This is a genomic window from Nocardioides sp. IC4_145, assembly GCF_011250565.1.
Classification (GTDB): domain Bacteria; phylum Actinomycetota; class Actinomycetes; order Propionibacteriales; family Nocardioidaceae; genus Nocardioides.
In genome coordinates, this window is record NZ_JAANMS010000003.1 from 70,558 (window position 1) to 96,389 (window position 25,832).

Genomic DNA, 25,832 nt, shown 5'->3' on the forward strand with positions numbered 1-25,832 from the left:
GCGGTGCCGGGTGCGCGTCGGACGCGCACCCGGCACCGCCGGTGTATCGGTCGTGCAGGTTCAGTCAGCGACCGGGGTCACTGCTGGACGCCGATGAGGCCGATCTCCGGGTAGGACGACGACGCGGCGGTCGTCGTGAAGCCGGTGACCTGCGAGCCGTACAGCCAGTTGAACTTGCTGACGTCCAGCGGGATGTAGGCGACGTCCTCGCCCAGCTTCGCGTCCGCCTCGACCAGGCTCTCGACCTGCGCGTCGACGTCGGAGGCGTTCGCGGCCTCGTCGACCAGCGCCTCGAACTCGTCGCTCTGGTAGCAGCCGTAGTTCTGGCCACACGTGGTGGGCGAGAAGTTCGGGCGGCTGTCGAACAGCGGCGGGATCACGGTCATGGCCGACGGCCAGTCGGCACCCCAGCCGCCCCAGGTGACGTCGAACTCGTCGTCGGGACGCGAGATGACGTCGTAGTAGGTGTCACCCTGCGGCTCGAGCGTGACGTCGAAGCCGGCAGCGTTCCAGCCCTCCTGGACGACCGCCATCGCCTTGTCGGCGGTCGGCGACGTCGGGTAGGCGAGGCTGATCTCGACCGGGGTCTGGACGCCGGCCTCCTCGAGCAGCGCGCGAGCGCCGTCGGGGTCGCCGTCGTTGTTGTTGTCCTCGGCGAAGGCCGGGTTCTCGGTCGAACCGGCGACGTCCGGCGCGACGATCGTCTCGGCGGGAGCCGCGGCGACCTCGCCACCGAGCGCCTTGACGTAGCCGTTGAGGTTCAGCGACATGGCGAGCGCGCGACGGACGTTGACGTCCTGCATGACCTCGCTGTTGAAGTTCGGCGACAGGTACTGGGTGTACGGCGAGAGGACGTTGAGGTAGCGGTCCTCGACCGGGCCGGTGATCTGCGGGAACTGGGTCGGCGCGACGCGGGCCGTGGTGATCGCGTTCTTCACGTCGGCGGCGTCCTGGATGAGCCGGTCGTTGAAGAGCTCACCGGCGGTGTCGGACGGGTCGATCTGGTAGTCGATCTGGTCCGGCAGCGCGAGGCGCAGGGCCTCCGGGTCGTCCGTGGCCGGGTCGTAGTTCTCGTTGCGGACCAGCGTGGCGCCCTGGTTCTTGCTCCACTCGCCGCCCTCGACCTTGTAAGGACCGTTGGAGAGGACCTTCCACTGGCTCTTGGCGCCCTCGTCGAACTCCTCCTTGTACGGGTCGGTCATCATCATGCCCGCGACGGCCTGCGGGAAGTCCGCCCACGGCTTGTTGAAGCGGAAGGTGATGGTCTGACCGTCACAGCTCACGGCCTCCTCGTAGGCGGCCTGCTGCTCCGGGGTCGCCTTGTAGGGGCCCGGGTAGTCCTCCACGTCGATGTAGCTCAGCGTGTAGTTCGGGCCGCCGGTGATGAGGTCGTTGGCGAACACGCGCGAGGTGCCGTACTGCACGTCCTCACACGTGATGTCGCTGCCGTCCTCCCACTTGACGCCGTCCTTGAGGGTGAACTCCCAGACCTTGCCGCCCTCGGACGAGGTGCCGGTGTCGGTCGCCAGGTCGGGCACGGGGGTCGTCGCGACCTCGCCGTCCTCCGACATGGGGAACGCGAGCAGGCCGCGGTAGATCAGACGGCGGTACCAGGCGAGCTGGACGCCGTAGTAGATGCGCTGCGGGTCAGCGGCCTCGTACGGGAAGTGCTGCAGCACCTTGAGGGTGCCGCCCTTCTCACCGGCGACGGCGGCGTTGCCCGAGCCGTTGTTCCCGGAGTCGTCGTCGCTGCCACCCCCGCAGGCGGCCAGGAGCGTCAGCCCCAGGACCGAGGCGGCGGTCGATGCCACCGTCCTCCTCAGCTTCATACCCATTCACTTCCTCCTTCAGTGCGCCGCGCAGGAGCGGCGGGAGCTTCGACGACGACGTGCCGCCGAAAACCTAGGAAAATTCCGTGGCGCCCCGAGAGGGGTCACCGGTGGCCCTTCGGGTCGAGCGCGTCGCGCAGGCCGTCGCCGAGCAGGTTGAAGCTCACGACGATCGCGGCGATGAGGATCGCCGGCACGAAGAAGTAGACCGGGTCGTTCTCCGCGAACTTCAGCGAGTCGGACAGCACGTTGCCGAGCGTCGGCGTAGGCGGCCGGATGCTCACGTTCAGGAACGCGAGGGCCGCCTCGGCCGAGACGAACGCCGGCATGATCAGCGTGAAGGTCACCAGGATCGGCGCCCACAGGTTCGGCAGGATCTCCTTGAAGTACAGGCGGAACTTCGAGGCGCCCATCATCTGCGAGGCCGCGACGAACTCGCGCTCGCGCAGCGAGAGCACCTGGCCGCGGACGATGCGCGCCACGCCGGTCCAGCCGAAGAGACCGAGCACGACCACGACGTACAGCGACTGCGCCGGCGGGCCGGCCGGGACGCCCAGCACCTCGGTGATGAACGCGATGGCCACCGTGGAGAGGGCCAGGAGCATCAGCGTCTGCGGGAAGGCCAGGGTCAGGTCGATCGCGCGACCGATGATCGCGTCGACCCATCCGCCGGAGGCGCCCGAGACGATGCCCAGGGTCACGCCGATGAGGACGGCGATGACCGTGGCGGTCAAGGAGATCGCCAGCGAGAAGCTGATGCCGTACCAGACCCGGGACAGGACGTCGCGGCCGATGCCCGGCTCCACGCCGAGCCAGTGGTCGCCGGAGATGCCGCCCCAGGCGCCGATGGGCAGCTGGAACTCGTTGAGCAGGTCCTGGTTGGAGCTGTACGGGTCGAGGAAGCCGACCTTGACCAGGAGCGGCGCCGAGATGGCCGCGAGGACGTAGAGGACCACGATGACCAGGGCGACCATCGAGAGCTTGTCCTTGAGGAAGCGGGCCCGCGCCAGCTGCCCCGGGGACTTGCTGACGATGGGGCCGGAGTCGCCGCCGTCGGGCTGTTCCTCGTCCACGAAGTGGCTCTCGAGCGCGCTCTCCGGGCTGAGCGGTGCAGTCATGTCCCGCCTTGTACGTCGTTGGGTGGTCGATCGGCTGGTCGTGCCGGACAGGGGTACTGGACCCCACGCCGCCCGGGGGATCGCCCCGGCGCCGGAGCGACTCTAAGCGACCGTCCAGGAGGAATCGGTCACCGGCGTATAACGATCTGGCCAACCAGTTCGCTGGGTGCGTCACAGCCCCCGGGGACGGTCGTCCCCGGGTCGCTCAGGCCTGATCAGGCCTGCTCCGGCCCGCTCTCGCCGTCCTTCGCAGGGGTCGCGTCGACGCCGGCCTCCTTGCGCTGGGCAGGGGTGATCGGTGCGGGAGCGGCCGTCAGCGGGTCGAACCCGCCGCCGGACTTCGGGAAGGCGATGACGTCGCGGATGGAGTCGGCGCCCGCGAGGATCGCGCAGATGCGGTCCATGCCGACGGCGATGCCGCCGTGCGGGGGCGCGCCGTACTTGAAGGCGTCGAGGAGGAAGCCGAACTTCTCCTGAGCCTCCTCCTCGCCGATGCCCATGACCGAGAAGACGCGCTTCTGGACGTCCTCGCGGTGGATGCGGATCGACCCGCCGCCGAGCTCGCTGCCGTTGCAGACGATGTCGTAGGCGTAGGCGAGCGCCTCGCCGGGGCTCTCCTCGAGGGTGTCGAGGAACTCGGGCTTGGGGCTGGTGAAGGCGTGGTGGACCGCGGTCCACGCTCCCCCGCCGACCGCGACGTCGCCGCTCGCGACGGCCTCGCTGGCCGGCTCGAAGAGCGGTGCGTCGACGACCCAGGTGAAGGCGAACGCCGACTCGTCGATGAGGCCGCAGCGGCGACCGATCTCCAGGCGCGCGGCGCCGAGCAGCGCGCGGCTGGACTTGGTCGCGCCGGCGGCGAAGAAGATGCAGTCGCCCGGCTCGGCGCCGACGTGGGCGGCCAGGCCGGCCTTCTCCTCGTCGGTGATGTTCTTGGCGACCGGGCCGCCGAGGGTGCCGTCCTCCTGGACGAGCACGTACGCCAGCCCGCGCGCGCCGCGCTGCTTGGCCCACTCCTGCCACGCGTCGAGCTGCTTGCGCGGCTGGCTCGCGCCGCCCGGCATGACGACGGCGCCGACGTACTCCGCCTGGAAGACGCGGAACGGCGTGTCCTTGAAGTACTCGGTGCACTCGACGAGCTCGTTGCCCATCCGCAGGTCCGGCTTGTCCGAGCCGTACTTGGCCATCGCCTCGGCGTAGGTCATCCGCGGGATCGGGCGCGGGATCTCGACGTCGATGAGCGCCCACATCGCGGCCAGGACGTCCTCCATCAGCGCGATGACGTCCTCCTGCTCGACGAAGGACATCTCGATGTCGAGCTGGGTGAACTCCGGCTGCCGGTCGGCGCGGAAGTCCTCGTCGCGGTAGCAGCGCGCGATCTGGTAGTAGCGCTCCATGCCGCCGACCATCAGCAGCTGCTTGAACAGCTGGGGGCTCTGCGGCAGGGCGTACCAGCTGCCCGGGTGCAGGCGCGCAGGCACGAGGAAGTCGCGCGCGCCCTCGGGCGTGCTGCGGGTCAGCGTCGGGGTCTCGACCTCCACGAAGTCGTGGCGGTCGAGCACGTCGCGCGCGGCCTTGTTGACCTTGCTGCGCAGGCGGATCGCGGCGGCGGGGCCGGAGCGGCGCAGGTCGAGGTAGCGATACTTGAGACGGACCTCCTCGCCGACCTCCCCACTCGACGACTGAGCGTCGCTGATCGGGAAGGGCAGCGGCGCGGCGGTGCTGAGCACCTCGACCTCGGTGGCGACGACCTCGATCGCACCGGTGGCCAGGTTGGGGTTCTCGTTGCCCTCCTTGCGCGCCGTCACCTCGCCGGTGACCTTGAGGCAGAACTCCGCACGCAGCTGGTGGGCGACCTCCTCGTCGCGGATGACGACCTGGACCACGCCGCTGGCCTCGCGCAGGTCGATGAAGGCCACGCCACCGTGATCGCGACGGTTGGCCACCCACCCGGCGAGGGTGACGGTCTGGCCGACGTGCTCGGCGCGGATGGCGCCGGCGTCATGGGTGCGGATCACTGCTGCTCCTGATCTGTGCTCGACACGACCTTCGGTCGGAGGTCGTCGGTGGGGGGCGTCCAGGTGGCCGGGTCCGCGGCCACCTGCTCCCCGGTGCGGATGTCCTTGACCTGGTGCTCGCCCGGCGCGTCGCCGGTGAACCAGACGTACGGGATGCCCCGGCGCTCGGCGTACCTGATCTGCTTGCCGAACTTCTGCGCGTTCGCGGCGACCTCGCACGGCACGCCGTTGGCGCGGAGGGCGGTCGCGATCGCGTCCGACTCCCCGCGGGTCTCCTCGCTGGTCAGCGCCACGAGCACGACCGAGGGGACCTTGCGGTCGGCGACGAGCGCGCCGCGGTTGAGCAGCGGGACCAGCACGCGGCTCACGCCGAGGCTGATGCCGACGCCGGGGTACGTCGTGCGCCCGTCGCTCGCGAGCGCGTCGTAGCGGCCGCCGGAGCAGATCGAGCCCAGCGACTCGCTGCCCTCCAGGCGGGTCTCGAAGACCGTGCCCGTGTAGTAGTCCAGCCCGCGCGCGATCGACAGGTCGGCCTCGATGGAGACCTTGTCGCTGGTCAAGGCGGCGCAGCCGCGGACGAGAGCGGCGAGCTCGGCCAGGCCCTCCTCGAGCAGCGGGTCCTCGACGCCGAGGGCGCGCACCCGCTCGACGAAGGAGTCGTCCGCGCTGCGGATGGTCGCCAGCTCCAGGCACCGGTCGGCCTGCTCGGCGGTGAGGCCGGCCTCGTCGACGAGCATGCCCTTGACCGTCTCGGCCGGGAGCTTGTCGAGCTTGTCGACCAGCCGCATGACCTCGGCCGGGTCGGGCGCGCCGACGCCGGTGTAGAAGCCCTGGATGAGCTTGCGGTTGTTGACTTGGAGCCGAAACGGCGGCAGGCCCAGCACATCGGGGTCGGCGAGCCGGGACAGCGCCTCGACCATGACGCGGGTGACCTCGACGTCGTGGTGGAACGGCAGCTCGTCCTTGCCGACGATGTCGATGTCGGCCTGGGTGAACTCGCGGTAGCGGCCGTCCTGGGGCCGCTCGCCGCGCCAGGCCTTCTGCACCTGGTAGCGGCGGAAGGGGAACTCCAGCTTGCCGGCGTTCTCCAGCACGAAGCGCGCGAACGGCACGGTGAGGTCGAAGTGCAGGCCCAGGCCGGCGTCGGTGCCGGCGTCGGTCTCCTGCAGCCGGCGCAGGACGTAGACCTCCTTGGAGGTGTCGCCCTTGCGCAGCAGCTGGTCCATCGGCTCGACCGCGCGGGTCTCGATGCCGGCGAAGCCGTGCAGCTCGAAGACCTCGCGCAGGGTGTCCACGACCTGCTGCTCGACGAAGCGCTGCTCGGGGAGCAGCTCGGGGAACCCGCTGAGCGGGGTCGGCTTGGCCATGGTCACAGCCCCCGGGTCACGGGGTCGGTGGCGCCGCCGGCCGGGCCGCCGTCGGTGTCCTGCAGGTCGAGGAGGAACGGGTTGGTCGCCCGCTCGCGCCCGATCGACGTCTGCTCGCCGTGGCCGGGCAGGACGACGACGTCGTCGCGCAGCGTCAGCACCTTCTCCTTCAGGCTCCGCAGGATCGTCGGGTGGTCGCCACCCGGCAGGTCCGTGCGCCCGATGGAGCCGGCGAAGAGCAGGTCGCCGGAGAACATGACCTCGCTGACCCCTTCCTGCTCGTAGGGCGAGCGGAACGTCACGGATCCCTCGGTGTGGCCCGGGGTGTGGTCGACGACGAAGCGCAGTCCGGCCAGCTCGAGCTCCTGGCGGTCGGACAGCTCGCGGACGTCGTCGGGCTCGGCCCACTCGTAGGAGCCGCCCAGCATCATCTGGGTGGTCTCGCGGGACATGCCGGCCATGGGGTCGGTCAGCAGGTGCCGGTCGTCGGGGTGGATCCAGGCGGTGGCGTCGTAGGTCCCGGCGACGGGGGCGACGCACCACATGTGGTCGACGTGCCCGTGGGTGACGAGGACGGCGACCGGCTTGAGCCGGTGCTCGCGGACGACCTGCGCCACGCCGTCGGCGGCGTCCTTGCCGGGGTCGATCACGACGCACTCGGTGCCGGGCCCGGTCGCGGCGACGTAGCAGTTCGTCCCCCAGGGCCCAGCGGGGAATCCGGCGATCAGCACCGGGTCAGGCTACCCGTGGGTCGCCCGGTCGGTCGCACCGGGATTCGGCCCGGCGCCGCGCGCGGCCCACGCCGAGCGCCGTACCTGACTAGGATCGTTGTCTGCGGAAGCGAGCCGCCCGCGACCACCGATGCGAGGGACCAGCAGTGACGAGCCATGAGTGGGGCCGAGTCGACGACGACGGCACCGTCTACGTCCGGACCGCAGACGGGGAGCGCCCCGTCGGTCAGTACCCCGAGGGCACCCCGGAGGAGGCGCTGGCCTTCTTCACCGAGCGGTACGCCGCGTTGTCCTTCGAGGTCGAGCTGCTCGAGCAGCGGGTGCGCTCCGGCGTGCTCTCCCCCGAGGAGGCGGCCGAGTCGGTCAAGACCGTCCGCGCCCAGGTGACCGACGCCCGCGCCGTCGGCGACCTCGCCGCACTCGGCGCCCGCCTCGACGCGCTCGGCCCGGTCATCGCCACCCAGCGCGAGGCGCGCAAGGCCGAGAAGGCCGCGCGCTCGGCCGAGGCGAAGGCCGCCAAGGAGAAGCTCGTCGGCGAGGCCGAGAAGCTGGCCCAGGGCTCGGACTGGCGGCACGGCGCCAACCGGCTGCGCGAGCTGCTCGACGAGTGGAAGGCGCTCCCCCGGATCGACCGCGCCTCCGACGACGCGCTGTGGCGGCGCTTCTCGTCCGCGCGCACGGCGTACACCCGGCGCCGCAAGTCGCACTTCGCCGAGCAGAACGAGAAGCGCGACGCCGCGCGGGCCGTCAAGGAGCGGCTCGTCGTCGAGGCCGAGAAGCTCGCCGCCTCCACGGAGTGGGGTCCGACCGCCGGGCGCTACCGCGACCTGATGCGGGACTGGAAGGCCGCCGGTCCCGCGCCGAAGGAGGTCGACGACGCGCTCTGGAAGCGGTTCCGGGCCGCGCAGGACACGTTCTTCGGCAACCGCGACGCCGCGGCGGCCGAGCAGGACCAGGAGTTCGCCGCCAACGCCGAGGTCAAGGAGCAGCTGCTCGTCGAGGCGGAGGCCCTGCTGCCCGTCTCCGACGTCGAGAACGCCAAGCGCGCCTTCCGTGACATCGCCGACCGCTGGGACGCCGCCGGCAAGGTCCCGCGGGACCGGATGAAGGAGCTCGAGGGCCGCATCCGCAAGGTCGAGCAGGCCATCCGCGCCGTCGAGGACGAGCAGTGGAAGCGCTCGGACCCCGAGAAGTCCGCCCGCGCGGGCGACATGGTCCTCAAGCTCGAGGCCGCCATCGCCCAGGTGCAGGCGGAGCTCGACCGCGCCCGCGCCGCCGGCAACGAGAAGAAGGTCCGCGACCTGGAGGAGAACCTCGCCTCCCGCCAGCAGTTCCTCGACATGGCCCGGAAGGCCTCCGCCGACTTCTCCGGTTGAGGAGGGCCGGGCGGGGGACGAGCCCGGCCCTCCTCAAGGAGGAGGTCGAGCAAGCCCCGCGACCGAGCTTGCGAGGTCGCGACGGGCGTGTCGAGACCCGGTGGGACGAGGCAGGGCGGCGACCATGGTCGCCGCCCTGCGTCACGTCCGGGGTTTCGACACGCTCGCTGGCGCTCGCTGCTCGACCAGCAGGCAGCTCCTCGACCCCGAACGGGTGGGTCAGGAGGTGACGCGGTAGGCGTCGAAGACGCCGGGGACGCCGCGGACGGCCTTGAGGACCTGGTCGAGGTGCTTGGCCTCGGCCATCTCGAAGGTGAAGCGGCTCTTGGCGACGCGGTCGCGGGTGGTCGACAGGTTGGCACTGAGGATGTTCACGTGGGCGTCGGAGAGCGCCATCGTGATGTCGGACAGCAGGCGGGCCCGGTCGAGCGCCTCGACCTGGATGTTGACCAGGAACGACGAGGAGCCGGTCGGCGCCCACTCGACGTCGAGCACCTTCTCGGGCTGGGACTTCAGCGAGGCGGCGTTCGTGCAGTCCTGGCGGTGCACCGAGACTCCCCCGCCCTTGGTGACGAAGCCGAGGATGTCGTCGGGAGGCACGGGAGTGCAGCACTTCGCGAGCTTGACCCACACGTCGGGCGCGCCCTTGACGATGACGCCGGCGTCGCCGCCGGACGGTGCCACCTTCGAGCGGCCACGGCGGCCGGTGATGGTGACGGCCTCGGCGAGGTCCTCCTGCGCGGCCTCGCTCCCGCCGTGCTCCTCGATGACGCGCTTGACGACCGCCTGGGCCGACAGGTTGCCCTCGCCCACGGAGGCGTAGAGCGCGGAGACGTCCGCGATGTTGAAGTGCCGGGCGGCCAGCGTGAGCGACTCGTGCGACATCAGCCGCTTGAGGGGCAGCCCCTCCTTGCGCATGAGCTTGGCGATCTGCTCCTTGCCCTGCTCGATCGCCTCCTCGCGGCGCTCCTTGGAGAACCACTGGCGGATCTTGGAGCGGGCGCGCGGGGACCGCACGAAGGTCAGCCAGTCGCGCGAGGGGCCGGCGTTCTCGGACTTGGAGGTGAAGACCTCGACCACGTCGCCGTTCTCGAGGGTCGACTCGAGCGGCACGAGGCGCCCGTTGACGCGCGCCCCGATCGTGTGGTGCCCGACCTCGGTGTGCACGGCGTACGCGAAGTCGACCGGGGTCGAGCCGGCCGGCAGGGCGATGACGTCGCCGCGCGGGGTGAAGACGTAGGTCTCGGCGCGGTTGATCTCGAAGCGCAGGGACTCCAGGAACTCCCCCGGGTCCTCGACCTCGCTCTGCCAGTCCAGCAGCTGCCGGACCCAGGTCATGTCGTCGCCGTCGGCGAGCCGGTCGGTGTCGAGGCCGGCGCGGCCGTCCTCCTTGTACTTCCAGTGCGCGGCGACGCCGTACTCGGCACGGCGGTGCATCGCGAAGGTGCGGATCTGCACCTCGACCGGCTTGCCCGCCGGGCCGATGACCGTCGTGTGGAGCGACTGGTACATGTTGAACTTCGGCATCGCGACGTAGTCCTTGAACCGGCCGAGGACCGGGTTCCAGCGCGAGTGCAGCACGCCGAGGACGGAGTAGCAGTCGCGGTCCTCCTCCACGAGGATCCGGATGCCGACCAGGTCGTAGATGTCGGTGAACTCGCGGCCGCCGACGATCATCTTCTGGTAGATCGAGTAGTAGTGCTTCGGCCGGCCGGTGACGGTGGCCTTGACCTTCGCCTCGCGCAGGTCGTTCTCGACCTGGCTGATCACCTCGGCCAGGAACTGGTCGCGCGAGGGCGCCCGCTCGGCGACCATGCGGACGATCTCGTCGTAGATCTTGGGGTGCAGGGTCGCGAACGCGAGGTCCTCCAGCTCCCACTTCAGCGTGTTCATGCCGAGGCGGTGGGCCAGCGGCGCGTAGATGTCGAGGGTCTCGCGAGCCTTGCGCTCCTGGGTCTCCTGCTTGACGTAGCGCAGGGTCCGCATGTTGTGCAGCCGGTCGGCGAGCTTGATGACCAGCACGCGGATGTCGCGCGACATCGCCACGATCATCTTGCGGATGGTCTCGGCCTCGGCGGTGTCGCCGTAGACGACCTTGTCGAGCTTGGTCACGCCGTCGACGAGCTGAGCGACCTCGTCACCGAAGTCCTTGCGCAGCTGGTCGAGCGTGTACGGCGTGTCCTCGACCGTGTCGTGGAGCAGCGAGGCCACCAGCGTCGGCTCGGTCATGCCGATGCCGGCGAGGATGGTGGTGACCGCGAGCGGGTGCGTGATGTACGGGTCGCCGCTCTTGCGCATCTGCGTGCCGTGCATCTTCTCGGCGACGTCGTACGCGCGCTCGAGCAGGGCCAGGTCGGCCTTGGGGTGGTTGGCGCGCACTGAGCGGAAGAGCGGCTCGAGGACCGGGTTGGTCGGCTGGCTGCGCGTGCCCATCCGCGCCAGGCGCGCACGCATGCCGCGGGTGCTCGACGGCGGCGAGGTGGTGGACTCCGCCGGCGTCGGACGAGGCGGCCGTGGCCGGTCGGGCGCGCGCCCGCCGGTCTTGGCGGGCGTGCGGTCCTCGGTCACACAATCCAGTCTAGGCCGTCGCGGGACGGTCAGATGACCGCGATGCTGTGGACCGGCAGGTCGCCGACGACGTCCCGGCCGCCGAGGAAGCCGAGCTCCATCAGCACGGCCACCCCGACCGGTGTGGCGCCGCACGCCTCGACGAGCTCACGGGCCGCGCGCACCGTGCCGCCGGTGGCCAGCACGTCGTCGACGAGCAGCACCCGCTCCCCCGCGGACACGGCGTCGTGGTGCAGCTCGAGGGTCGCCTCGCCGTACTCCAGCGCGTAGGAGACCGCGTGCGCGCCGCGGGGCAGCTTGCCCGCCTTGCGCACCGGCACGAAGCCCGCACCGAGGGCGAGCGCCACCGGCGCGGCCAGGATGAACCCGCGGGCCTCCATGCCGACGACCTTGTCGACGACCGCGTTGCCGTCGGCGTCCCGTCCGGCCTCGGCGATCGCTTCGACCACGGCGCTCAGGCCCTGGTGGTCGGCGAGCAGCGGCGTGATGTCCTTGAAGACGACCCCTGGCTCCGGGAAGTCCGGGACGTCGACCACCAGGCGCTCGAGCGCCTCGCGGGCCGCGGCCATGCGCGGCCCGCGGTGCGGGGAGGTCACCGGCGGACTACTTCTTGCCGCGCTTGGAACGCGTGACGCGCGAGGGCTGCTGCCGGCCGGCGGCACCGCTGGGGCGCACGTCGCCCTTGGCCTGGGGCACGACGCGGCCGCGGCCGCTCGCCTCGGGCTGCCGCTGGGGGGTGGTCGCCACCGGACGCTGCACCTCGGGGGTGTCGTCGTCGACCAGCTCCGGGTCCGCCTCGGGGTCCCAGGCCTGGTCGGCGACCGGGGCGTCGGACGTGACGGCGGGGACCATGGCGTACCGGTCGGCCTGGGCGCGGGCCTTCGCCTTGGCGTGCCGCTCCTGGAGCTTGACGTCGGTCTCGGTCGACTTCAGGTGCACCAGGACGCGCGGGGCGATGACCACCGAGGAGTAGACACCGGCCGCCATGCCGACGAACTGCGAGAGCGCCAGGTCCTGCAGGGAGCTCGCGCCGAGCTGGATCGCGCTGACGTAGAGGATCGCGCCGATCGGGATCAGCGCGACGATGCCGGTGTTGATCGAGCGCACCAGGGTCTGGTTGACCGCGAGGTTCGCCGCGTCGGAGTAGGACTGGCCGGGCTGGAGGTACTCGTTGGTGTTCTCGCGGACCTTGTCGAAGACCACGACGGTGTCGTAGAGCGAGAAGCCGAGGATCGCGAGCAGGCCGGTCACCGCCGAGGGGGTCACGGGGAACCCGGAGAGCGCGTAGATGCCGACCGTGATCGCGATGTCGTGGGCGAGCGCGACCATCGCGGCGATCGACATCTTCCACTCGCGGAAGTAGATCCAGATGAAGATCATCGTCAGCGCGAGGAAGACCGCGACGCCGATGGCGGCGCGCTCGGCGACCTGCTGGCCCCAGCTCGCGCCGATCTCGTCCTGGGAGATGTCGTTGAGGGGGTCGTCGATCGCGACGGTGTCGGTGATGGCTGCGACGACCCGGTCGTTCTCCTCCGCGTCGAGGTCCTCGACCTGGATGAGCAGCGATTCGCCGGCGGTGGTGACGACGGGCGACTCGGCACCCTCGACCCCCGCGTCGGCCACGGCCTCGCGGAGCGCGTCGGCGTTGTCCTGCGTGGCCGCCGAGGCACCCACGGCGACGCGGTACTGCGTGCCGCCGGTGAACTCGATGCCGAAGTTGAGGCCCTTGACCACGATGATGCCGATGGCGAGGCCCACGAACACCAGCGAGATGGCGTACCAGAGGGGCTTGCGACCGACGAAGTCGATCGACCGGCGGCCGTTGTAGAGCTCGTTGCCGAGCCGGGAGAACTTGCCCATCAGGCGTTACCTCCAGCGGGGACCCGGTCCATGCCGAGCGTCTCGGGGCTGAGGCCGGACAGGCGGCCGCCGCCGTTGAAGAACTTGTACCGCGCGAGGTAGGACACCGCAGGCTTGGTGAACCAGAAGAGCACCGCGAGGTCGATCAGCGTGGACAGGCCGAGCGCGAAGCCGAAGCCCTTCACCGCGCCGGTCGCGAAGATGTACAGCACCGCGGCGGACAGCAGCGAGACGGTGTTCGCGGCGAGGCGGGTCACCTTCGCGCGCTTCCAGCCGGTCTCCACCGCGACCCGCATGGACTTGCCCTCGCGCATCTCGTCGCGGATGCGCTCGAAGAACAGGATGAAGGAGTCGGCGGTGACACCGACGGCGATGATCAGCCCGGCGATGCCAGGCAGGGTCAGCGTGAAGCCGGCCGTCTCGCTGAGAAGCAGCACCAACGCGTAGGTGATGAGCGCGGCGACCGCCAGCGAGCCGAGCACGACCACGCCGAGGCCGCGGTAGTAGACGAGGCAGTAGAGCATCACCAGGGCGAGGCCGAGGCCGCCGGCCCAGAGGCCCGCCGAGAGCTGGTCACCGGCGAGCGAGGGGCCGATCGTCTCGGACGACACGTCGTCCTGGAACGCGATCGGCAGCGCGCCGAACTTCAGGCTGGTCGCGAGGCTCTGCGCGGAGGCCTCGGTGAAGTTGCCCTCGATCTGCGCCTGGCCGTTGGTGATCAGGCCGTTCATCGTCGGAGCGGAAAGCACCTCACCGTCGAGCACGACCGCGAACTGCCCGCCGTTGTTCACGAGCTTGCGGGAGATGTCGGCGAAGGTCTTCGTGCCGGCGCCGTTGAACTCCAGCGCGACGACCCACTGCACCTGCTGCTGCGGGATCTGGGCCGAGGCGTCGGTGAGCTGCGTGCCCTCGATCGCCGAGGGCGACAGCAGGTACTTCACGACCGTGCCGTCCTCGAACGTCTCGCAGGAGACCAGCGGCTTGTCCGGGTTGTCCTCCACCGGCGGCATGGTGCCGTCCGCCGGGCAGGTGAACTCGTTGTACGCCTTGATGGCCGCCTCGTTCGGCGCGTCGACCCAGGTCAGCGGGTCGGTGGCGTTCTTGCCGCCGTCCGGGGCGGGAACCATCGAGGGGCTCGGCGACCCGGACGGGTCCTCGGTGCCCTCGTCGGTGCCGTTCTCGGCGCCGTCGCCGGTGTCCTCGGAGGGCTCGGCGCTCGGGCTGGCGGTCGCGTCCGCCGTGGCCAGGCTCTTCGTGGCGAAGCCGACCGGCGGGCGGTTGTTGCTGCCCTGTTGGTCGCCCTCGCCCCCGTTGCCGCCGTTGTTGCCGCGGTTGTTGCCGCCGTCGCCGCCCTGGTCACCGCCGGTGCCGGGATCGATCTGCACCGCGGAACCGTCGGGCAGGCCGCCGGTTGCGCCGGGGTCGAGCGCGGGGCCCTGGCCGCCGCCGGCCGCACAGGGACCGGGGTTGATCTCCGAGCACGCCACCAGGCGGAACCGCAGCTGCGCCTGGCGCTTGACGGTCTCGAGGAGGTCGCGCCGGGAGCTGCCGGGGATCTCCACGACGATGATGTTGCTGCCCTCGGTGACCACGTCGGCCTCCGCGACACCGGAACCGTTCACCCGGTCGTCGATGATCTGGCGGGCCTGCTCGAGGCTGTCATCGGCCGGGTCGTCGTCGGAGGCCACGAGCGTGATGCGCGTGCCGCCCTGGAGGTCGAGGCCCAGCGCGGGCTTCCAGGTGCCGGCCAGGACCACGAGCCCGTAGAGCAGCGCCATGCCGAGGAAGAACACCACGAGGGTGCGTCCGGGGCGGGGCTTGCGTGCCATGTCAGATCTCCTCCGGCCCGCCGGCTGCGGCGGGCCCTGGCTGTGCGACGGTGCCGATCGCGCCGCGAGCGACGGTCACGACGACCCCCTCGGCGATCTCGACACGTGCGGTGTCGTCGGTGAGCTCGCGCACCGTGCCGAGGAAGCCCGAGGTCAGGACGACCTCGTCACCCACCCCCAACGACGACTGCATGCGGACGAGTTCCTTCTGGCGCCGGGAAGCCGGCCTGATGATCAGGAGCCAGAAGAGGAGGGCGATGCCGACCAGCGGCAACAGGGAGGCGAGCTCCACGGACGAACCTCTCGAGCGGTGACGGGGAGGCCGCTCACCCGGGCGAGTCCCGGGGCGGCCGACGGGCAAGCATACCTACGGGCTTCCCCGCCCGGACGAATCCCAGGAGACGCGGCCCGTCACTCCTCGAACAGGGTCGGCTCCCCGGCCGGGTCGGTCGCGGCGGCCGCCGGGACGCTCAGGCCGAGGTGCTCCCAGGCGGCCGGCGTCGCCACCCGGCCACGCGGCGTACGCGCCAGGAAGCCGTTGCGGACGAGGAACGGCTCGGCGACCTCCTCGACCGTCTCGCGCTCCTCCCCCACGGCGACCGCGAGCGTCGAGACGCCGACCGGTCCGCCGCCGAAGCGGCGGCAGAGGGCGTCGAGCACGGCCCGGTCGAGGCGGTCCAGCCCGAGCTGGTCGACCTCGTAGAGGTCCAGCGCCGCCTCGGCGACGGCGCGGGTGACCACGCCGTCGGCGCGGACCTGGGCGTAGTCGCGGACCCGGCGCAGCAGCCGGTTGGCGATGCGCGGCGTGCCGCGCGAGCGTGACGCGATCTCCGCGCTGCCCTCGTCGGTCAGGTCCACGCCGAGCAGACCGGCGGAGCGGTGGACGATGAGGTCGAGCTCGTGCGGCTCGTAGAACTCCAGGTGGGCGGTGAACCCGAACCGGTCGCGCAGCGGGCCGGGGAGCAGGCCCGCACGGGTGGTGGCTCCGACCAGCGTGAAGGGCGGCAGGTCGAGCGGGATCGCGGTCGCGCCCGGCCCCTTGCCGATCACGACGTCGACGCGGAAGTCCTCCATCGCCATGTAGAGCATCTCCTCGGCCGGCCGGGACATGCGGTGGATCTCGTCGACAAAGAGCACCTCGCCCTCGTTCATCCCCGAGAGGATCGCCGCGAGGTCGCCGGCGTGGGTGATCGCCGGGCCGCTCGTCAGCCGCAGCGGGACGGACATCTCGGCGGCGATGATCATGGCCAGCGTCGTCTTGCCGAGGCCCGGCGGACCGCTGAGCAGCACGTGGTCGGGCGCCCGGCCGCGCCGGCGGGCGGCCTCGAGCACCAGGCCGAGCTGGTCGCGGACGCGGGCCTGGCCGACCACCTCGTCGAGGGTGCGCGGGCGCAGCGCCGCCTCGACGGCGCGCTCGTCGCCCTCCGCCTCCGCCGCGGTGATCGACCGGAGGTGGGTCTCCTCGGCCGCGGCCAGCTCGTCCTCGTGGAAGGGCACGGCGATCAGGCCTTGCTGAGCGTGCGGAGGGCTGCGCGGAGCAGCGTCGCGACGTCGGGAGCGCCACCGGCTTCGGGCGCCACGGCGTCGATCGCCTTCTCGGCGTCCTTCGCGGACCAGCCGAGCCCGACGAGACCCTGGTGCACCTGCTCGCGCCACGGCTCGCTCCCGGCAGGGGCGGGCACGGTGGTGGTTCCGGTCGGCGGGCCGATTCGGTCCTTGAGCTCGAGGATGATCCGCTGCGCGCCCTTCTGGCCGATGCCGGGCACGCGGGTCAGCGTCTTGACGTCGTCGCTGCTGATGGCGCGGCGCACGTCGTCGGGGCTCAGCACCGCCACCATCGCCTGGGCGACCTTGGGGCCGACGCCGGAGGCGGTCTGCACGAGCTCGAAGACGCTCTTCTCGTCCTCGTCGGCGAAGCCGTAGAGGGTCATCGAGTCCTCACGCACCACCATGCTCGTGGCCAGCGTGGCGCTCTGCCCGGTGCGCAGGCCGGCGATGGTGCCCGGCGTGCACATCAGCTCGAGGCCGACGCCGCCGACCTCGAGGACGGCGCTGGTGAGCGAGACCCCGGCGACCTGGCCGCGGACGAAGGCGATCAACGTCTGCTCCTCGTGGTTGCTGCCGCCAGCGCGGCGTCGATGCGGGCTTGGGCTCCCCCGCGCCAGATGTGGGTGATCGCGAGCGCCAGGGCGTCGGCGGCGTCGGCCGGCTTCGGCATGGCGTCCAGGCGCAGGATGCGGGTGACCATCGCGCCGACCTGCGCCTTGTCGGCCCGGCCGTTGCCGGAGACCGCCGCCTTGACCTCGCTCGGCGTGTGCAGCGCGATCGGCAGCCCACGGCGGGCGGCGCAGACCATCGCGATCCCGCTGGCCTGCGCGGTGCCCATGACCGTGCTGACGTCGGAGCGGGCGAAGACCCGCTCGACCGCGACCGCGTCGGGCCGGTGCTCGTCGAGCCAGGCGTCGACGCCCTTCTCGATGGTCACCAGCCGCTCCGCGACCGGCCGGTCGGCGCTGGTCCGCAGCACGTTCACGTCGACCAGGGTGAGCGGTCGACCGACCGAGCCGTCGACCACGCCCATCCCGCAGCGGGTCAGGCCGGGATCGATCCCGAGCACGCGCATGGCCAGCCTTCCGTCGAACGTCTGTTCGGGAGGAACGCTAGCCGCCGGGCCCGACGTACGCCGTCACGACACGCCCGCGGCGTACCGGCTCGGTCGCGGTCAGGCGTCCGCGGCCTCGAGCTCGGCCATCACGTCGGCCGGGACGTCGACGTTGCTGAAGACGTCCTGCACGTCGTCGAGGTCCTCGAGGGCGTCGATGAGCTTGAAGACCTTGCCCGCGGCGGTCGCGTCGACGGGGATGTCCATCGTCGCGACGAACTGGACGTCGGCGGAGTCGTAGTCGATGCCGGCGGCCTGGAGCGCGGTGCGGACGGCGACGAGGTCGGTGGCCTCGGAGATGACCTGGAACTGGTCACCGAGGTCGTTGACCTCCTCGGCACCGGCGTCGAGGGTGGCCTCGAGGACGTCGTCCTCGGAGACCTCCTTGCCGCCCTCCTGCGCCTTGGCGACCAGCACGACGCCCTTGCGGTTGAAGAGCCGGGAGACCGAGCCGGGGTCGGCCATGGTGCCGCCGTTGCGGGTGACCGCGGTGCGGACCTCCATCGCGGCACGGTTCTTGTTGTCGGTGAGGCACTCGACCAGGAGGCCGACGCCGGACGCGCCGTAGACCTCGTAGGTGATCGTCGTGTAGTCCGCGCCGCCGGTCTCGGCACCGGAGCCGCGCTTGACCGCGCGGTCGATGTTGTCGTTGGGGACCGAGGACTTCTTGGCCTTCTGGATCGCGTCGTACAGCGTCGGGTTGCCCGAGGGGTCGCCGCCGCCCATGCGGGCCGCGACCTCGACGTTCTTGATCAGCTTGGCGAACATCTTGCCGCGCTTGGCGTCGATGGCGGCCTTCTTGTGCTTCGTGGTCGCCCACTTGGAGTGGCCAGACATGCGTCCCTCTTCCCGCGCCGGTCATGTGCTGGTGCGGTCCCCCGCACCAGCCGTCGATCCTAGCGGCGCCCGGGCCGATCGGCCGACGAGGTCAACGCACCGGCCCGCGCACCAGGTCGACGAAGAGACGGTGCACCCGACCGTCGCCGCCCACCTCCGGGTGGAAGCTCGTGGCGAGCAGGTGGCCCTGGCGCACGGCGACGGGATGGCCGGCCGCCTCGGCGAGCACCTCGACCCCGGGCCCGACCTCCTCGACCCACGGCGCGCGGATGAACACCGCGTGCACCGGTTCGTCGATCCCGGTCACCGGCAGGTCGGTCTCGAACGAGTCGACCTGCCGCCCGAACGCGTTGCGCCGCACCGTCACGTCGAGCCCGCCGACCGTCTCCTGGCCCGCCGCGCCGTCGCGCACCCGGTCGGCGAGCAGGATCATCCCCGCGCACGTGCCGAAGGCGGGCATGCCGCCGGTGATCCGCTTCCTCAGTGGGTCCAGGAGGCCGAAGGTGCGCAGCAGCTTGGCCATCGTCGTCGACTCACCGCCGGGCAGGACGATCCCGTCGACCTCGGCGAGCTCGCTCTCGCGGCGGACCGTGACCGCGTCGACACCGAGGTCGGTCAGGGTGCGAACGTGCTCGCGGACGTCTCCCTGCAGGGCGAGGACGCCGATGGTGGGTGGCACGGGCTGGACGATAGGCGCCGGGCCTGCTCTCCGCGCATCCGCGTCGCCGCGGTGCGGCCGCCGCCTGCGGAGCCGCCTGCGATGGGTCGTGTGCTCCAGGTCGCGGGCCAGCGCGTCCTCCGGCACACGACCCCGCGCACAGCGGCCGGCCCGGCGCGGGGGCGGGGGCGGGGGCTTCGAGACAGGCGCTGCGCGCCTTCCTTAACCAGCCGCCCGAGGCGCTGCGGGCCTTCCTCAACCGGAAGTCGAGCGGAGGGTGACGACGGTGATCTCGGGCGCGGCGCCAGTGCGGACGGGCGGGCCGGAGGTGCCGACACCGCGGGAGGTCACGACGGTGACGCCGTCGACGACGTCCACGCCGGCGAGGGTGGGTTGCTGGAGCGGCACGAGCCAGCCGAACGGCCAGATCTGGCCGCCGTGGGTGTGGCCGGAGAGCTGGAGGTCGACGCCGGCCGAGGCGACGAGCTGGCGCGGTTCGTGGGCGACGTACACCACGTAGTCCTCCGGCCGCGTCCCGGAGAGCGCGGCGGCCGGGTCCGGCTCGAGGGCGCCGGTGCCGATCTCGTCGTGGACGCCGGCGACGACGAGGGGGTCTCCCCCGCGCTCGAGGACGACGTGCTCGTTGCGGAGGACGTCGACGCCGAGGGTCTCGAGCCGGTCGAGGTACGCCGGGGCGTCACCGGTCTCGATCTCGTGGTTGCCGGACACGGCGACGACGCCGAGCGGCGCGTCCAGGTCGGCGAGGGGGTCGAGGTCGGGGCCGGTGTACCGCTCGCGGCCGTCGACGAGGTCGCCGCCGAGCACGACCAGGTCCGGGTCCTGCGCGTTGACGAGGTCGACGACGCGGCGGGTCCAGGCCTCGCCGTGGACGACACCGACGTGCAGGTCGGTCAGCAGCACGATCCGCGCGCCGTCCCAGCCGTCGGGCAGCGCCGCCGACCCGACGTCGTACGCCGTGGCGCGCGGCCGCTGCGCGACGACGGCGCCGACGGCCATCACCGCCAGGGCGAGGACGACGACCACCGGGGTGCCGACGCGGAGCAGCCGTTCGCGGGCGGCGCGGCGGCCGAGCAGCCGGAGCACCAGCGAGGCGAGGGCGAGCAGGAGGCAGCCGACCGTGAGGTACCAGGCGAGCCCCAGCCAGGACAGCCCGAGCCACAGCACCGGCCGGAGCGGGGCGGGGTCGATCGTGCGGTAGGCGACGTTCGTGGCGGCGTAGAGCAGCAGCCCGCCGACGACCACGACGAGCGAGAGCCGCCGCGCCCACCGCGGGGCGCCGCTGACGACCGCGAGGCGACGGTGCAGCCACCGCGCCCACCACACGACGGACGCGACGAGCAGCAGCAGCGCGAGGACCCCCAGCACCTGGCCGAGCCAGGTGTCCTGCACGTCGCTCAGGAGGTCACCAGCCGCGCTCGGCGAGGCGGTGGGGCTGCGGGATCTCCTCGACGTTGATGCCGACCATCGCCTCGCCCAGGCCGCGGGAGACCTTCGCGACCATGTCGGGGTCGTCGTGGAAGGTCGTGGCCCTGACGATCGCCTCGGCCCGCTGCGCGGGGTTGCCGGACTTGAAGATGCCCGAGCCGACGAAGACGCCTTCGGCACCGAGCTGCATCATCATCGCCGCGTCCGCGGGCGTGGCGATGCCGCCGGCAGTGAACAGCACGACCGGCAGCTTGCCGGTCTCGGCGACCTCCTTGACCAGGTCGTACGGCGCCTGGAGCTCCTTGGCCGCGACGTACAGCTCGTCGCCCTCGAGTGCCGCGAGCCGGCGGATCTCGCCGCGGATGGTGCGCATGTGGGTGACCGCGTTGGACACGTCACCGGTGCCGGCCTCGCCCTTGGAGCGGATCATCGCCGCGCCCTCGGTGATCCGCCGCAGCGCCTCCCCGAGGTTGGTCGCACCGCACACGAACGGCACGGTGAACGCCCACTTGTCGATGTGGTTCGCGTAGTCGGCGGGCGTGAGCACCTCGGACTCGTCGACGTAGTCCACGCCGAGCGACTGCAGCACCTGCGCCTCCGCGAAGTGGCCGATCCGCGCCTTGGCCATGACCGGGATCGAGACGGCCTCGATGATCCCGTCGATCATGTCCGGGTCCGACATCCGCGAGACGCCGCCCTGGGCCCGGATGTCGGCCGGCACCCGCTCGAGCGCCATGACCGCGACGGCGCCTGCGTCCTCGGCGATCTTGGCCTGGTCGGGGGTGACGACGTCCATGATCACGCCGCCCTTGAGCATCTCCGCCATGCCGCGCTTGACGCGGGTGGTGCCGGTGGTGGGGCCGTCGGTGGTGGAGGCGTGGCTCTCGGTCATGCGAGGAGCGTAGGACGCTTTACCCGGCGGACGGACTTCCGTCCGCCAGGGCTGCGAGCGCCTGCCGGCGCACCACCCAGATGCGCTGCACGACGGTGATCGTCGAGGCGATCGCGAGCGCCCAGAGGGCGACGTGCATGAGGACCGGGAGGTCGAAGATCGCGCCGAGGCCGGTCATCACGAGGATCGCGACGAGCCGGTCCGCGCGCTCGGCGATGCCCACCTTGGCGGTGTAGCCGAGGCTCTCCGCGCGCGAGCGGGCGTAGGAGGTGACGCTGCCCATGACCAGGCAGACGAGCGAGAGCACGAGGTAGAGCCGGCTGTCGCCCTCCCACGCGAAGTACAGGGCGAGCCCGCCGAAGATCGCGCCGTCGCCGATCCGGTCGAGGGTCGAGTCGAGGAACGCGCCGAAGCTGCTGGAGCGGCCGGTCGAGCGCGCCATGTAGCCGTCGAGCAGGTCGCTGAAGACGAACGCCGTGATGACGAGGGTGCCGATGAGCAGCTCCCCCTGCGGGTAGAACACCAGCGCGCCCGCGCACACCCCGAGCGTCCCGACGAGGGTCACGGCGTCGGCGCTGACCCCCAGCCTGATGAGCAGGTGGGCGACGGGGGCGAGGACCTTCGTCCAGAAGGCGCGGAAACGTTCCAGCATGGCGGCAGCAGGCTAGCGGTCGAGCAGCCGCGCGCAGACCTCGCCCACGGCGGTCGGCGGCCCCGCGACGTACCAGTCCTTGCCCGCGACCTCGACGTGCCGCGTCACTCCCCCGACGCCCCGGATGATCGCCGCGCCCGGCAGCTCGTCCCACGGCGCGACGGAGTGCTGGAAGACCAGCCCCACCCGCCCGGTCGCGACGCCGACCTGGTCCATGCTCATCGAGCCGAACCACCGCAGCGCCGCGGCACCACCGGCCGCGCGACGCCATGCGGCACCGACCTCGCCCTCGAGGAAGGGCGGGTGCAGGTACGTCGCGATGCTGATCTCCGCGAGCGGCCGGTCGACCAGCGGGGCCAGCGGACGGCCGTCGCGGGTGCTCGGCAGCGCCGGCCCGCCGACGTACGTCGCCCCGCCCATCGGGTCGTGGACCGCCCCGACCAGCAGGTCCTCGGTGTCGCGCAGACCCACCGCGGAGCACCACCAGGGCAGGTCGTTGACGAAGTTGTAGGTGCCGTCGACGGGGTCGACGACCCAGGAGCGGCCGGTCGTGCTCTCGGCGACGTGCCCGTGCTCCTCGCCCAGCACGGCGTCGCCCGGGCGCTCGGCGCGGAGCCGGCCGGTCACCAGCTCCTCGGCGGCGCGGTCGGCCGCGGTGACCACGTCGGAGATGGACGTCTTGTAGTCGAGCCGGAGCCCGTCGGAGCGCATCCGGCGGGCGAGCGTGCCGGCCTCCCGCACCAGGTCGGCGGCGAGCCGGGCGTCGTCCTCGGGCGTCGGGAGCGTGGTCACGCCGTCGGCCACGCCTCGGCGAGCAGCGCGCGGGTGTCGCCCAGCAGCTCGGGCAGGGTCTTGGTGCGACCGATGATCGGCATGAAGTTCTGGTCGCCGGGCCAGCGCGGCACCACGTGCTGGTGCAGGTGGGCGGCGATGCCGGCGCCGGCGATGTGCCCCTGGTTCATGCCGATGTTGAAGCCACCCGCTCCGGAGACCCGCCGCACGACGCGCATCGCGTCGCGGGTGAGGTCGGCGATCTCCGCGGCCTCCTCGTCGGTGGTCTCGGTGTAGTCGGCGATGTGGCGGTAGGGGCAGACCATCAGGTGCCCGGGCGCGTAGGGGTAGAGGTTGAGCACGACGAACGACAGCTCACCGCGGTGCACCACCAGGCCCTCGTCGTCGGCCAGGGACGGGATCCGGCAGAACGGGCACTCCCCCGACGAGGCGTCGGCCGGCTTGTTCTCGCCGCGGATGTAGGCCATCCGGTGCGGGGTCCAGAGCCGGTCCAGCTCGTCGGAGCGGCCGATGCCGTCCTGGTGCAGCGTGTCCACGTCCGCTCGGTCCTCTCCGTTCACGGGGTCGCCTGCGTCCGGGCCACCGCGACCAGGTCCTCGACGCTCTGCTTCGGGTCGAGCTCGAAGCCGAGGGCGCGGGCGTGGCCGGCGAGGATGTACCAGACCGACCCGGTCACCAGCTCGACCAGCTTGGGCGCGGCCGGCACCCGCTCGGGCCGCGCCATCCACCGGCGCACCGCGCCGAAGACCGCACCGACCAGCCCGAAGACCAGCGGGTCGATGGCCGCGCGCTCGTCGTCGCCGAGATCGAGACCGAGCATCTCGACGGCGGTGGTGATCACCTCGCAGACCTGCCCCGCGATCTGGGTCAGCCCCTCCTGCAGCGGACCGGTGCCCTCGCCCTGCTCGGCGACCCGGTGCAGTGCCGGGTGCGCGACCGCCCAGCCGACGTACGTCGCCACGATCCGCTCGACGATCTGCGGGATCGTGCCCTCGAGGCCGATCTCCGGGAGCAGCTCGGCCCACAGCCCGTCGAGGATCTCGGCCTGCACCGCCCGGTCGAGGTCGGAGCGGTCCGCGAAGTGGCGGTAGACGACGGTGCGGTTGAGGCCGGCCCGCTCGGCGATCTGCTGGACGTGGAACTCGGCGCCCGGCTCGCCGTCCTCGATGACCGCGATCGCGGCGTCGAGGATCTGCTGGCGCCGCTGCTGGTTGTGGCGGTCCCAGCGCGCCTGGCGCCCGTCCGGGCGGGCGTCCTCACTCGTCGCCATCACGTCCTCGTTCCGTCCCCGGGTCGCGCCTCCGCGACCCCCGCTCGACGGGGGTCAGGCTATCCGGCGACCTGTGACCTGGCGGAGGGGTAGTGTCGTCGGACGGGGCCACCCAGGCCCTCCACCGAGGGATCCCCCATGAGCGACAAGTCGCCGCGCCAAGGAATGTCGAAGAAGTCCGGCAAGTCGATCAAGGAGAAGCGGGGCGAGAAGCGCGCCAAGGCCGCCTCCGACCACGCCAGCTCCATGGAGCAGGTCACCGCCAAGAAGCGCTGACCGCGCGCCGGCCCCTCCTCCCGCGTCGCAGCGTGATCGCGCGCGCGTCGTCGGGGTCGGTGATCTTGACCCGGGGACGGCCCGCGGCCTCGCCGCGGCGCCGCTCCTCGCGGTCGATGGCGCGCCAGCCCGCCAGGTCCACGACGGGTACGTCGCGGCGCGCGAGCACCGCGGCCAGGTCGCCGTCGCGGGTCGCCGGCGCCTCCAGCAGCCCCGCGTCGAGGTCGTCGAGCAGTGCCTCGACGGTCTCCTGCGCGCAGATCTTGTTGGTGCCGAGGAACCCGGTCGGTCCGCGCTTGGCCCACCCGGCGACGTACGTGCCCGGCTCGACGCGTCCCCCGACGTTCGGCACGGTGCCGGTGACCGGGTCGTGCGGCAGGCCGGCGACGGGCACACCCCGGTAGCCGACCGAGCGCAGCACCATCCCGGCCTCGAGCACCTCGGTCTCGCCGGTCGCCTTCGCGCGCGGCACGCCGGCGGCGTCGGGGACCAGCTCGTTGCGCACGACCTCGACGCCCTCGGTCCGGCCGGTGCCCACGATGCGCACCGGTGAGGCCAGGAAGCGCAGGACGATCCGGCGCTTGCGGGGATCGGTCCGGCGGGCCGCGAGCTCGCGCAGCACCCGGGCGCGCACGTCGTCGCCGGTCACCTCCGCGCCGCCGAGGTCGGCGACGACGTCGACGTCGCGCAGGCCGGCGAGGCCGATCAGCTCGGGAGTCGTGAAGGACGCCTGGTCCGGGCCGCGCCGACCCAGGACGACCACCTCGCGCACGGCACTGGTGCGCAGCGCGGCCAGCGCGTGGTCGGCGAGGTCGGTGGTGGCGAGGGCGTCGGGGTCGGCGGTGAGCACCCGCGCGACGTCGAGCGCCACGTTGCCGTTGCCGACGACCACCACCCGCTCGTGGTCGAGGTGCACCTCCAGGTCGCGGTGGTCGGGGTGGCCGTTGTACCAACCCACCAGCGCGGTCGCCGAGCACGACCCGGGCAGGTCCTCCCCCGGCACGTCCAGGCGGCGGTCCGCCGACGCGCCGACCGTCCACACGACCGCGTCGTAGTGCTCGTCGAGCTCCGCGCGCGTGACGTCGCGGCCCACCTCGACACCGAGCAGGTAGCGGAAGCCGGGCTGCTCCTCGATCGCACGGAACAGCCGCTCGGCGTCCTTGGTGTGGCGGTGGTCGGGCGCGACACCCGCACGGAGCAGCCCGTACGGCGTCGGCAGCCGGTCGAGCACGTCGACGGTGACCTCGGGGTGGCACAGCAGCTCGTCGGCCGTGTAGAGCCCGGCCGGTCCGGCGCCGACGACGGCGACGCGGACCGGCCGGGGCCGCCGCAGCCGGCGCTGAGGGGGGACCAGCGCTAGCGGGGTGCGGTCGGCATGGGGGAAGACGTCGTAGTAGGCCGCGTTGACCTCGCGGAACGGCTCCTGCTCGGGCGTCAGCGCGGTGTCCGGCACGATCGCCCCGACCGGGCACGCCGTGGTGCACGCGCCGCAGCCGACGCACGAGCGCGGGTCGACGTACAGCATCTCGGCGGTGGCGAACCCGGGCTCACCGGGCGCGGGGTGGATGCAGTTGACCGGGCAGGCGACGACGCAGGAGGCATCGGCGCAGCAGGACTGCGTGACGACGTACGGCACGGGTCTGCGCTCGACCCG

At 72.1% G+C, this 25,832-nt stretch carries 24 protein-coding genes; 2 read left to right on the forward strand and 22 right to left on the reverse strand.

Annotated elements, in window-relative coordinates; all coding sequences use genetic code 11:
- Positions 1-77: 77 nt before the first annotated feature.
- The 5 genes from G6553_RS02730 to G6553_RS02750 form a co-directional block, all read right to left on the reverse strand.
- Positions 78-1,811 (reverse strand): ABC transporter substrate-binding protein, encoded by a 1,734-nt coding sequence (locus G6553_RS02730; RefSeq protein WP_347565454.1) that lies wholly within the window; start codon positions 1,809-1,811, stop codon positions 78-80.
- Positions 1,812-1,933: 122 nt separating this feature from the next.
- Positions 1,934-2,947, reverse strand: coding sequence for an ABC transporter permease (locus G6553_RS02735; RefSeq protein ID WP_166188954.1), 1,014 nt, complete (start codon positions 2,945-2,947; stop codon positions 1,934-1,936).
- A gap of 215 nt (positions 2,948-3,162) precedes the next feature.
- Complete coding sequence (gene aspS, locus G6553_RS02740; protein WP_166188956.1) at positions 3,163-4,962, reverse strand: aspartate--tRNA ligase; 1,800 nt, start codon at positions 4,960-4,962, stop codon at positions 3,163-3,165.
- The gene (gene hisS / locus G6553_RS02745; protein ID WP_166188958.1) at positions 4,959-6,329 is read right to left on the reverse strand and encodes a histidine--tRNA ligase; all 1,371 of its coding nucleotides are present in this window, start codon (positions 6,327-6,329) and stop codon (positions 4,959-4,961) included. Before hisS ends, aspS begins: the two co-directional genes overlap by 4 nt.
- Before the next feature lie 2 nt (positions 6,330-6,331).
- Positions 6,332-7,060 carry an MBL fold metallo-hydrolase gene (locus tag G6553_RS02750; RefSeq protein ID WP_166188960.1) on the reverse strand — a complete coding sequence of 243 codons (729 nt, stop codon included), beginning with the start codon at positions 7,058-7,060 and terminating at the stop codon, positions 6,332-6,334.
- A gap of 146 nt (positions 7,061-7,206) precedes the next feature.
- On the opposite strand from G6553_RS02750, the gene G6553_RS02755 reads away from it, so the two are divergent.
- Positions 7,207-8,436, forward strand: a complete 1,230-nt coding sequence (locus G6553_RS02755) for a DUF349 domain-containing protein (protein ID WP_166188961.1) — start codon at positions 7,207-7,209, stop codon at positions 8,434-8,436.
- A gap of 219 nt (positions 8,437-8,655) precedes the next feature.
- Here the strand turns inward: G6553_RS02755 and G6553_RS02760 are convergent, their stop codons facing one another.
- The 16 genes from G6553_RS02760 to G6553_RS02835 form a co-directional block, all read right to left on the reverse strand.
- A complete protein-coding gene (locus G6553_RS02760; protein WP_166189079.1) occupies positions 8,656-10,890 on the reverse strand; it encodes a bifunctional (p)ppGpp synthetase/guanosine-3',5'-bis(diphosphate) 3'-pyrophosphohydrolase in 2,235 nt (744 codons plus the stop codon).
- Positions 10,891-11,033: 143 nt separating this feature from the next.
- Positions 11,034-11,573 (reverse strand): adenine phosphoribosyltransferase, encoded by a 540-nt coding sequence (locus tag G6553_RS02765; RefSeq protein ID WP_166189080.1) that lies wholly within the window; start codon positions 11,571-11,573, stop codon positions 11,034-11,036.
- A 34-nt stretch (positions 11,574-11,607) separates the two neighbouring features.
- The gene (gene secF, locus G6553_RS02770; protein WP_166188963.1) at positions 11,608-12,864 is read right to left on the reverse strand and encodes a protein translocase subunit SecF; all 1,257 of its coding nucleotides are present in this window, start codon (positions 12,862-12,864) and stop codon (positions 11,608-11,610) included.
- On the reverse strand, positions 12,864-14,693 hold the full coding sequence (secD, locus tag G6553_RS02775; RefSeq protein ID WP_166188964.1) for a protein translocase subunit SecD: 1,830 nt from the start codon (positions 14,691-14,693) through the stop codon (positions 12,864-12,866). Before secD ends, secF begins: the two co-directional genes overlap by 1 nt.
- 1 nt (position 14,694) lies before the next feature.
- Positions 14,695-14,985: a preprotein translocase subunit YajC gene (yajC, locus tag G6553_RS02780; protein WP_166188966.1), complete on the reverse strand. Its 291-nt coding sequence runs from the start codon at positions 14,983-14,985 to the stop codon at positions 14,695-14,697.
- 119 nt (positions 14,986-15,104) lie between these two features.
- On the reverse strand, positions 15,105-16,190 hold the full coding sequence (gene ruvB / locus G6553_RS02785) for a Holliday junction branch migration DNA helicase RuvB (protein ID WP_347565455.1): 1,086 nt from the start codon (positions 16,188-16,190) through the stop codon (positions 15,105-15,107).
- A 5-nt stretch (positions 16,191-16,195) separates the two neighbouring features.
- Positions 16,196-16,792: a Holliday junction branch migration protein RuvA gene (ruvA, locus tag G6553_RS02790; protein WP_166188967.1), complete on the reverse strand. Its 597-nt coding sequence runs from the start codon at positions 16,790-16,792 to the stop codon at positions 16,196-16,198.
- Entirely contained in the window at positions 16,789-17,316 is a 528-nt protein-coding gene (ruvC, locus tag G6553_RS02795) for a crossover junction endodeoxyribonuclease RuvC (RefSeq protein ID WP_166188969.1), read from the reverse strand. The genes ruvA and ruvC overlap by 4 nt, the downstream gene beginning before the upstream one ends.
- Before the next feature lie 99 nt (positions 17,317-17,415).
- Positions 17,416-18,192: a YebC/PmpR family DNA-binding transcriptional regulator gene (locus G6553_RS02800; RefSeq protein WP_166188971.1), complete on the reverse strand. Its 777-nt coding sequence runs from the start codon at positions 18,190-18,192 to the stop codon at positions 17,416-17,418.
- A 91-nt stretch (positions 18,193-18,283) separates the two neighbouring features.
- Positions 18,284-18,871, reverse strand: coding sequence for a pyridoxal 5'-phosphate synthase glutaminase subunit PdxT (gene pdxT, locus G6553_RS02805; protein WP_166188973.1), 588 nt, complete (start codon positions 18,869-18,871; stop codon positions 18,284-18,286).
- Between the two features lie 234 nt (positions 18,872-19,105).
- Positions 19,106-20,260, reverse strand: a complete 1,155-nt coding sequence (locus tag G6553_RS02810) for a metallophosphoesterase (protein ID WP_207619272.1) — start codon at positions 20,258-20,260, stop codon at positions 19,106-19,108.
- A gap of 13 nt (positions 20,261-20,273) precedes the next feature.
- Positions 20,274-21,188, reverse strand: coding sequence for a pyridoxal 5'-phosphate synthase lyase subunit PdxS (gene pdxS, locus G6553_RS02815; protein ID WP_166188975.1), 915 nt, complete (start codon positions 21,186-21,188; stop codon positions 20,274-20,276).
- A 19-nt stretch (positions 21,189-21,207) separates the two neighbouring features.
- Positions 21,208-21,840 carry a phosphatidylinositol phosphate synthase gene (gene pgsA / locus G6553_RS02820; RefSeq protein WP_166188977.1) on the reverse strand — a complete coding sequence of 211 codons (633 nt, stop codon included), beginning with the start codon at positions 21,838-21,840 and terminating at the stop codon, positions 21,208-21,210.
- Between the two features lie 12 nt (positions 21,841-21,852).
- Complete coding sequence (locus tag G6553_RS02825; protein WP_166188979.1) at positions 21,853-22,632, reverse strand: inositol monophosphatase; 780 nt, start codon at positions 22,630-22,632, stop codon at positions 21,853-21,855.
- Positions 22,629-23,168 (reverse strand): HIT domain-containing protein, encoded by a 540-nt coding sequence (locus tag G6553_RS02830; protein ID WP_347565456.1) that lies wholly within the window; start codon positions 23,166-23,168, stop codon positions 22,629-22,631. Before G6553_RS02830 ends, G6553_RS02825 begins: the two co-directional genes overlap by 4 nt.
- 20 nt (positions 23,169-23,188) lie before the next feature.
- On the reverse strand, positions 23,189-23,902 hold the full coding sequence (locus G6553_RS02835) for a TetR/AcrR family transcriptional regulator (protein ID WP_166188981.1): 714 nt from the start codon (positions 23,900-23,902) through the stop codon (positions 23,189-23,191).
- Between the two features lie 138 nt (positions 23,903-24,040).
- Between G6553_RS02835 and G6553_RS02840 the strand changes: the two genes are divergently transcribed.
- On the forward strand, positions 24,041-24,178 hold the full coding sequence (locus G6553_RS02840; RefSeq protein ID WP_166188983.1) for a hypothetical protein: 138 nt from the start codon (positions 24,041-24,043) through the stop codon (positions 24,176-24,178).
- Here the strand turns inward: G6553_RS02840 and G6553_RS02845 are convergent.
- Entirely contained in the window at positions 24,159-25,814 is a 1,656-nt protein-coding gene (locus G6553_RS02845; protein ID WP_166188984.1) for an FAD-dependent oxidoreductase, read from the reverse strand. The genes G6553_RS02840 and G6553_RS02845 overlap by 20 nt on opposite strands.
- Positions 25,815-25,832 lie beyond the last annotated feature (18 nt).

Bases quoted from the DNA above. Each gene is read 5' to 3' on its own strand.
- G6553_RS02735 (WP_166188954.1), bottom strand. From the start codon at position 2,947: ATGACTGCACCGCTCAGCCCGGAGAGCGCGCTCGAGAGCCACTTCGTG.
- hisS (WP_166188958.1), bottom strand. From the start codon at position 6,329: ATGGCCAAGCCGACCCCGCTCAGCGGGTTCCCCGAGCTGCTCCCCGAG.
- G6553_RS02760 (WP_166189079.1), bottom strand. From the start codon at position 10,890: ATGCGTGCGCGCCTGGCGCGGATGGGCACGCGCAGCCAGCCGACCAAC.
- G6553_RS02765 (WP_166189080.1), bottom strand. From the start codon at position 11,573: ATGGCCGCGGCCCGCGAGGCGCTCGAGCGCCTGGTGGTCGACGTCCCG.
- secF (WP_166188963.1), bottom strand. From the start codon at position 12,864: ATGGGCAAGTTCTCCCGGCTCGGCAACGAGCTCTACAACGGCCGCCGG.
- secD (WP_166188964.1), bottom strand. From the start codon at position 14,693: ATGGCACGCAAGCCCCGCCCCGGACGCACCCTCGTGGTGTTCTTCCTC.
- ruvC (WP_166188969.1), bottom strand. From the start codon at position 17,316: ATGCGCGTGCTCGGGATCGATCCCGGCCTGACCCGCTGCGGGATGGGC.
- G6553_RS02800 (WP_166188971.1), bottom strand. From the start codon at position 18,192: ATGTCTGGCCACTCCAAGTGGGCGACCACGAAGCACAAGAAGGCCGCC.
- pdxS (WP_166188975.1), bottom strand. From the start codon at position 21,188: ATGACCGAGAGCCACGCCTCCACCACCGACGGCCCCACCACCGGCACC.
- pgsA (WP_166188977.1), bottom strand. From the start codon at position 21,840: ATGCTGGAACGTTTCCGCGCCTTCTGGACGAAGGTCCTCGCCCCCGTC.
- G6553_RS02835 (WP_166188981.1), bottom strand. From the start codon at position 23,902: ATGGCGACGAGTGAGGACGCCCGCCCGGACGGGCGCCAGGCGCGCTGG.
- G6553_RS02840 (WP_166188983.1), top strand. From the start codon at position 24,041: ATGAGCGACAAGTCGCCGCGCCAAGGAATGTCGAAGAAGTCCGGCAAG.